Consider the following 7,221-nt stretch of genomic DNA (forward strand, 5'->3'; position numbering starts at 1 on the left):
AGATTAATGGTCGTGTTTGGCTTGCAGTTCCTTGGCCATTTTCAAATGGGCTTCAAGGGTCGGCAGGGTCTTGGTGGCGAAGGCTTTCAGCTCGGCGTTGTCCGAGGAAGCGGCTTCTTTCTGGAACAGTTCGACAGTTTTTTCATGGGCCGCCACCTGGTTGTTGGCGTAGGCCTTGTCGAACGATTCATCGCGCAGTTCGAGAATGGCTTTCTTGGCCTTGTCGGTCAGCGCGGCATCGTCCGGCACTTCGATATCGAGTTTTTTCGCCAAGGCTGCCAGTTCCTGGTTGGCCTTGGTGTGGTCGGTGACCATGTGCTGGGCAAAGGTTTTCACATCGGCCGAGCTGCTTTTTTCGAGGGCGAGTTTGCCGGCCTCGACTTCAGTGATGCCGCCTTGTGCCGCGTCTTCTACGAAGCTGTTGGACGTCGCGGCCATGGCCGTGGAAATCGAGCCGGCAACCAGCACGAAAGTCAGGCCCATTTGTTTGATCAGTTGCGTGGTCATGGTGGATCTCCTTGAACATGGCGGGATGCCGTTACCTGAGTGTTGAGCCGGCCCGACTGCAAAAGGTTTAAATTAATTCGCGCTTTTCTCACCAGCGGGCATGGCTGGCAAATTCCTTGAACTATCGAAATCCGTTGGCCTCTGCTGCACAGATGCGTGCGATTTTCTTGCACGCCTTCAACTGCCAGGAGAGACACCGTGACCGATCACAAGACCGCCGATAAAACCCCTGACCCCATCAGCTCCGAACAGGCGCAGAAAGGTGCCGGCACCGCCGCCAAGGGCGAGACGCTGGAGCGCCCGAACCCCAAGACCGAAACCGTCGACAAGGTGCTCACGCCGACCTCGATCAAGGACACCGAGCGTCAGACCGATGCGATCAACGAGCAGGCCGCCAAGGCCGAGCGCAAGCTGGGCCACTGAACATGGCCAAGGCAATTTCCGCGTCGGAACTGGGGATTGATCTCAAGCCTGCGGATGACGCCAGCCTGTTCAAATGGTTTGTCGCCAGTTTCCTGATGGGCAAGCGCATCCAGGCGCCCATCGCGGCACAGGCTTACAAGGTGATCGTCGAAGAGCAGGGCCGCGACACACCGCGAAAGTTGCAGCACTGCACATCGCGTGAGCTGGTCTCGATGCTCGGGCGTGCGCATTACGTGCGTTATGACGAGAGCACCGCGCAGCGCCTGCTCGACCTCAGTGCCAAGCTCAACGCCGAATACGCTGGCAAGATCACCCACATGCGCAGTGCCAGCAAAGACCGCCAGGCGTTCGAAAAACGCCTGGGCGAATTTGACGGAGTGGGGCCCAAGACCATTGAGATTTTCATGCGCGATGCGGCTGCGGTGCTGTTTTGACCCTGCTTTTTAATTGCAGCATGGGGCTGCTGTGACAGATGTGCTGCGGCCTTTTTGTGGTGACTTTTTTGTGGCAAGCCGGCTTTTTGTGGCGAGCGGGCTTGCCCCGCGTTGGGGCGCGAAGCGGCCCTGACCCAGCCAGCGCATTCTTTCAGGTAAAACGCGGTTGCAGGTTTTGGGACTGCTGCGCAGCCCAACGCGGGGCAAGCCCGCTCACCACAAGGGGGCCTCGATTGTTACCTCTTCAGCACTTCGCCGCCTATGAGCTTTCGCGGCGAGTGACATATGTTGGCAAACAGTTTGATTGTGGCAAGCCCGCTCTAGTGGCAAGCAAATTAGTTGTGGAAAGCCCGCTTTTTGTGGTGAGCGGGCTTGCCCCGCGTTGGGGCGCGAAGCGGCCCTGACCCAGCCAGCGCATTCTTTCAGGTAAAACGCGGTTGCAGGTTTTGGGGCTGCTGCGCAGCCCAACGCGGGGCAAGCCCGCTCACCACAAGGAGGCTCTCGATTATCTCTTCAGCACTTCGCCGCCTATGAGCTTTCGCGGCGAGCGACCTGTGTTGGCAAGCAGTTTGATTGTGGCAAGCCCGCTCTAGTGGCAAGCAAATTAGCTGTGGAAAGCCCGCTTTTTGTGGCGAGCGGGCTTGCCCCGCGTTGAGGCGCGAAGCGGCCCTGACCCAGCCAGCGCAATTCTTTCAGGTAAAACGCGGTTGCAGGTTTTGGGACTGCTGCGCAGCCCAACGCGGGGCAAGCCCGCTCACCACAAGGAGGCTTTCGATTATCTCTTCAGCACTTCGCCGCCTATGAGCTTTCGCGGCGAGCGATCTTTGTTGGCAAACCCGCTCACCCCCAAAAGCTGTTCGCCACAGGTCACTCGACCTCCACCTGCAGCACTTCCAGGCCTAACCGTTGGTACGCTTCGACGCTCGGCACGTGCCACTCGGTGATCAATGTGTGGATACGCTCACACGGCCCCACCACAAACGGCTCCACCGCACCGAGCTTGTCGGCCATGGTCACTGCTACCACGTGCGAGGCGCTGTCGAGCAGGGCTTGTTTGACCGCCACTTCATCAAAATGCAGCGAGCTGATACCCACCTGCGGATGCAGTGCGCATACGCCGGTGAACAGCAGGTCGGCCTTGACGCTCTGGATCAGGCGCACGGCGTCCTGGCCCGTGGTGGACAAGGTCGCCGGGTTGAGTTGGCCACCGGCCAGGATCACCTTCACTTCGGGATGATCGGCCAGCGCGATGGCGATCATCGGCGACGGCGTGACTACGGTCAGGCGGATCGAGCGCGGCAACGACTGGGCAATCTGCAGTGTGGTGGAGCCGGAATCGAACAACACGATCTGGCCGTCTTCCACCAGGTTGGCGGCCCGGTGGGCAAGGTGACGCTTGGCGTCGTTGGTCTCGCCGACCCGGGTGAAGAAGTCCTTGCCGGTGTCCTTGGGCCGGGGCAGGGCGCCGCCATGCACGCGTTGCAGAAGGCCAGCAGCCGCGAGTTCGCCGAGGTCGCGGCGGATGGTGTCCTGGGACACGGCGAAATGCTCCACCAGGTCGGCGGCGGTGACTTTGCCATCGCGCTCGAGCAGCAACAGGATCTTTTGTTTGCGCAACGAAGGCAGGTCAATGGCTTGATGAGTGGCGTGCATGTTTTTGCGCTTTTTTGCGGTTTTATGCGAGATTAGTCTCCTGCCCATCTAAACGCAATGGCTGGTTGCGCAGCCGATGGGCGGTTACTCTCTGTGTTCAGTTCAGGGAGAGGTGACCTAGATGTCGTTGATTACAACCATCGAAGATTTACGCAAGCTGGCGCAAAAACGTGTCCCACGGATGTTCTACGATTACGCCGATTCCGGCTCCTGGACTGAGAGCACCTACCGGGCGAATGAAAGCGATTTCGCGCGGATCAAATTCCGCCAGCGGGTCGCGCGCAATATTGATGAGCGCTCGATCCGCGCCCGCATGATCGGCCAGGACATGGCCATGCCGGTCGCCCTCGCACCCACCGGCCTGGCCGGTATGCAGCATGCCGATGGCGAGATTCTCACCGCTCGCGCCGCCGCCGCGTTTGGCCTGCGCTACACCTTGTCGACCATGAGCATCTGCTCGCTGGAAGATATCGCCGAACACGTCGGCCAGCCATTCTGGTTCCAACTTTATGTGATGCGTGATCGCGCGTTTGTCGAGCAATTGATCGAACGCGCCAAGGCCGCTGGCGTGGATGCGCTGGTGCTGACCCTCGACTTGCAGATCCTCGGCCAACGCCACAAGGATTTGATCAACGGACTGTCGGCGCCGCCCAAGCTGACCCTGCCGAATATCCTCAACATGGCGACCAAACCGCGCTGGGTAATGGGCATGCTCGGCACCCAGCGGCGCGGCTTCGGCAATATTGTCGGGCATGTGAAGGGCGTGGCGGACATGAGTTCGTTGTCGTCGTGGACCGCCCAGCAATTCGACCCGCGCCTGAGCTGGGACGATGTGGAGTGGATCAAGAAGTGCTGGGGCGGCAAGCTGATCATCAAGGGCATTCTCGATGTGGAGGATGCGCGCCTGGCGGCGAATTCCGGTGCCGATGCACTGGTGGTGAGCAACCACGGTGGCCGTCAGCTGGACGGTGCGCCGTCGAGCATCAGCCAGTTGCCGGCGATTGTCGACGCGGTAGGCGAGCGCATCGAAGTGTGGCTCGACGGCGGCATTCGCTCCGGCCAGGACGTGCTCAAGGCGATGGCATTGGGCGCCAAGGGCACCATGATCGGTCGCCCGCACCTGTATGGCCTGGGCGCGATGGGCGAGGCGGGCGTGACCAAGGCACTCCAGATCATTGCGCGTGAGCTGGACGTGTCGATGGCATTGTGCGGCTATAACGATATACGCGATGTGAATCGCGAGATTTTGTTGCCCGGTACATTTCCCGAAAACGTTTACTGAGCAAAAAAATCGTAAAAAAATAAAAAGAGTTGTCCACGAAAACCGTGGGTATCTCTGTGGATAACTTTGCGAAGGCCCGGCAGGGTTGGTGATTTAACCCTCGGTTAATATTTGATCAACTTTCGACGCGGGCCAGTATGGGCAGGGTTTGCGCTTGACACGCAAGCGCGAACCCAGTGCCGAAAAGCGCTTTTATGAGTCGCCGTTGCGTGCTGTGGAGTGGGTGACAACCTGCGGCGGCATCTTCGCTTGCATCAGGCTATCGAGTGCCTGGCCATAATTGCGACCGGCCAGGCTCATGCTGTTGTTGTGCGTGGCGCCGGGCACCAGCAACAGCCGTTTGGGTTCCTGGGCGGCTTCAAATAACTGCTGGCTGAAACGCGGCGGCACGTATTGATCGGCCAGCCCGTGGACCACCAGCAGGGGCATATGGATAGCGGCGATCTTGTCGATGGAATCGAACTTCTGTGACAGCAGCCAGCGTACCGGCAACGAGGTATTCGCCACCGCCGTGGCCACATCCGCCAGGGAGGTGAAGGTCGATTCAATTACCAACCCGCGCACCGGCAACGGCGTTTGCTTGCCCAGTTCGGCGACCAGGTCGATGGCCACCGCGCCGCCCAGGGAATGTCCGTAGATCAGGCGTTTGCTCGGGTCCGGTTGCAGCACCTGGAAACGCTCCCACGCGATGCGGGCGTCTTCGTACACGGTGGTTTCCGATGGCAGCTCGCCGTGGCTTTGGCCAAACCCGCGATAGTCGATGGCCAGCACCGAGTAGCCAAGGGCGTGCAACTGCTCAATGCGAAACAGCTGCCCTGTCAGGTTCCAGCGTACGCCGTGCAGGTAGAGGATCGCCGGCGCTTCGGCCTTGGCCGCCGGGTACCACCAGCCATGGATGTTCTGCCCGGACTTGAAACTGGCAGGCTTGAGTTCGAACTCCTGCACTGCCTTGGGCAAACCGCTGTACCAGCTGGCAGTCCCCGGCTCTATGCGAAACACCAGCTCGCGCTCCTTGTGTTGCAGCACGGCACACCCCACCGGCAGGCCGACGATCAGCAGCGCCATGCACAGCAGGGGAAACCAGCGCAGGCCCAGGCGAGACAGAAAACGAGAAGACATGAAGGTTCCAGGACAAAGGTGAAGCACGGGTTTTACCAGATGGCCCGCGCAGGCAGGAATTAATTCGACAGCCGTCCACGGCGATTGCTTGCAAAGTGTTACAGCATTGAATTACCCCTGCACCGGTTGTTAGGGTGGGCGGCTACACAGGAGAGCAAGCACATGGATTTCACAGGCAAAACCGCGATTGTCACCGGCGGCGCCCGCGGGTTGGGGCTCAGTTATGCACGGGCGCTGGCCTTGGGCGGGGCGCGGGTGGTGATCAGCGACATTGGTGCCGACCCGGTCGGCGCCGGCAACGACGCCACGGTGGTCGAGACGGCGGCCAGGGCCTTGCAGGCCGAAGGCTTGCAGGTGATCGGTCACGCAGGTGACCTGTCCACCGAAGAAGGCAGCCGGCAACTGATCGCCTCGGCCATCGAGGCGTTCGGGCAGCTCGATATCCTCATCCACAATGCCGGTTGGGTCGGTTACCAGAACATTGCCGACCTGGATGCCGCGTTCCTGCAGCGCGCCATGGACATCAACCTCTACGCGCCGCTGTGGCTGTGCAAGCACGCGTGGCCACACCTGCTGCGATCGGCCTCGCCGCGCATCATCCTCACCACGTCCGACCGCGCGATGTATGCGCAGTACGAGCAGACCGGCCTGGTGGCCTACAGCGCTGGCAAGATGGCGCAACTGGGGATCATGAACGCGTTGAGCCATGAGGGCGCCGAGGCCGGGATCCGCGTCAACGCGATTTCGCCGGTGGCCAAGACGCGCATGTGGGGTGTCAGCGAGGAGCCGGACGAACTCAAGCCGGAGTGGGTGACGCCGGGCGTGGTCTTCCTGGCCTCCGCGCAGTGCGAGGACACGGGCTACATCCTGCGCGCCAGCAATGGCCAATTCACTGCCACGCGCTTCACTGAAAATCCCGGCGTGGAGTACCCGCGCAATCTCGCCCGGATCAAGGCGGACAGCGCCGAAGCTGTCGCCGCCGCGTGGCCTCGCATCAAACAGGCGTGAACCCGATGACTCCCTTGAGCAAAGACCTGACCATGGACAACAGCCCCGTTCGCATCACGGCCGAAGAGACCCTTTCGGACAACTGGTACATCCTGAAGAAATACAGCTTCGACCTGCGTCGCCGTGATGGCAGCTGGCAGGCCCAGACCCGTGAGGTGTATGACCGGGGCAATGGCGCGACGATCCTGCTGTACAACCGCGAGCAGCGCACGGTGCTGCTGATTCGTCAGTTCCGCATGCCGACGTTCGTCAACGATTACCCCGGCTACTTGATCGAGACGGCCGCCGGGCTGCTGGACAATGCCAGCCCCGAGGAGCGCATTCGGCTGGAAGCGGAGGAAGAGACCGGCTACCGCGTGGGGCAGGTGGAGAAGGTCTATGCGGCGTTCATGAGTCCCGGGTCGGTGACTGAGCGGATTCACTTCTTTATCGGCGAATATCAGCCGGGTGACCGGATGGGGGATGGCGGCGGGCTGGAAGAAGAGGGCGAGGATATCGAAGTGTTGGAGCTGGGATTCGAACAGGCGCTGGCGATGGTACAGGCTGGGGAGATTGTGGATGGGAAGACCATCCTGCTACTGCAGCACCTGGAGTTGCGGATGTTGAAAGAGGGCTGGTGAGGCGGTGAGCTTTCCACTTCCTCAGTAACATGGCGGCCTTGGAGTTGTTCGGTGTTGCCTGTCGAACTCGGTTGAAACTGTGGGAGCGGGCTTGCTCGCGAAAGCGGTGGGTCAGTCGCTGAAGAGTGAGATTGGTATACCGCATACGCGACCAAGCCCCCAGCCACAATTGGGG

General features: G+C 60.7%; 8 protein-coding genes. 5 read left to right on the forward strand and 3 right to left on the reverse strand.

Going from position 1 to position 7,221, the window contains the following annotated elements; translation table 11 throughout:
• Positions 1-3: 3 nt before the first annotated feature.
• The gene (locus QMX97_RS15240) at positions 4-507 is read right to left on the reverse strand and encodes a DUF4142 domain-containing protein (protein WP_065907683.1); all 504 of its coding nucleotides are present in this window, start codon (positions 505-507) and stop codon (positions 4-6) included.
• A 198-nt stretch (positions 508-705) separates the two neighbouring features.
• On the opposite strand from QMX97_RS15240, the gene QMX97_RS15245 reads away from it, so the two are divergent.
• A complete protein-coding gene (locus tag QMX97_RS15245; RefSeq protein ID WP_106803553.1) occupies positions 706-930 on the forward strand; it encodes a hypothetical protein in 225 nt (74 codons plus the stop codon).
• A 2-nt stretch (positions 931-932) separates the two neighbouring features.
• Positions 933-1,364 (forward strand): DNA methylase, encoded by a 432-nt coding sequence (locus QMX97_RS15250; protein ID WP_106803554.1) that lies wholly within the window; start codon positions 933-935, stop codon positions 1,362-1,364.
• Positions 1,365-2,231: 867 nt separating this feature from the next.
• Here the strand turns inward: QMX97_RS15250 and QMX97_RS15255 are convergent.
• Entirely contained in the window at positions 2,232-3,017 is a 786-nt protein-coding gene (locus QMX97_RS15255; protein ID WP_282397174.1) for a DeoR/GlpR family DNA-binding transcription regulator, read from the reverse strand.
• 121 nt (positions 3,018-3,138) lie between these two features.
• Here QMX97_RS15255 and QMX97_RS15260 point away from each other — a divergent pair, with 121 nt between their 5' ends.
• Positions 3,139-4,299 carry an alpha-hydroxy acid oxidase gene (locus QMX97_RS15260; protein ID WP_065907689.1) on the forward strand — a complete coding sequence of 387 codons (1,161 nt, stop codon included), beginning with the start codon at positions 3,139-3,141 and terminating at the stop codon, positions 4,297-4,299.
• Positions 4,300-4,491: 192 nt separating this feature from the next.
• On the opposite strand, the gene QMX97_RS15265 is transcribed toward QMX97_RS15260, so the two are convergent.
• Positions 4,492-5,418 (reverse strand): alpha/beta hydrolase, encoded by a 927-nt coding sequence (locus QMX97_RS15265; protein ID WP_282397175.1) that lies wholly within the window; start codon positions 5,416-5,418, stop codon positions 4,492-4,494.
• Positions 5,419-5,580: 162 nt separating this feature from the next.
• Here QMX97_RS15265 and QMX97_RS15270 point away from each other — a divergent pair, with 162 nt between their 5' ends.
• Together QMX97_RS15270 and QMX97_RS15275 are read left to right on the forward strand one after the other, a co-directional pair.
• On the forward strand, positions 5,581-6,426 hold the full coding sequence (locus tag QMX97_RS15270; RefSeq protein ID WP_282397176.1) for an SDR family oxidoreductase: 846 nt from the start codon (positions 5,581-5,583) through the stop codon (positions 6,424-6,426).
• Positions 6,427-6,458: 32 nt separating this feature from the next.
• On the forward strand, positions 6,459-7,046 hold the full coding sequence (locus QMX97_RS15275; RefSeq protein ID WP_120450760.1) for an NUDIX domain-containing protein: 588 nt from the start codon (positions 6,459-6,461) through the stop codon (positions 7,044-7,046).
• Positions 7,047-7,221 lie beyond the last annotated feature (175 nt).

The sequence above is a fragment of the Pseudomonas sp. PS01298 genome (assembly GCF_029959745.1).
Classification (GTDB): domain Bacteria; phylum Pseudomonadota; class Gammaproteobacteria; order Pseudomonadales; family Pseudomonadaceae; genus Aquipseudomonas; species Aquipseudomonas aylmerensis.

What these genes read in the sequence shown, in the direction of transcription:
- QMX97_RS15240 (WP_065907683.1), bottom strand. Translation starts at nt 507, where the DNA reads ATGACCACGCAACTGATCAAACAAATGGGCCTGACTTTCGTGCTGGTT.
- QMX97_RS15250 (WP_106803554.1), top strand. Translation starts at nt 933, where the DNA reads ATGGCCAAGGCAATTTCCGCGTCGGAACTGGGGATTGATCTCAAGCCT.
- QMX97_RS15255 (WP_282397174.1), bottom strand. Translation starts at nt 3,017, where the DNA reads ATGCACGCCACTCATCAAGCCATTGACCTGCCTTCGTTGCGCAAACAA.
- QMX97_RS15260 (WP_065907689.1), top strand. Translation starts at nt 3,139, where the DNA reads ATGTCGTTGATTACAACCATCGAAGATTTACGCAAGCTGGCGCAAAAA.
- QMX97_RS15265 (WP_282397175.1), bottom strand. Translation starts at nt 5,418, where the DNA reads ATGTCTTCTCGTTTTCTGTCTCGCCTGGGCCTGCGCTGGTTTCCCCTG.
- QMX97_RS15270 (WP_282397176.1), top strand. Translation starts at nt 5,581, where the DNA reads ATGGATTTCACAGGCAAAACCGCGATTGTCACCGGCGGCGCCCGCGGG.
- QMX97_RS15275 (WP_120450760.1), top strand. Translation starts at nt 6,459, where the DNA reads ATGGACAACAGCCCCGTTCGCATCACGGCCGAAGAGACCCTTTCGGAC.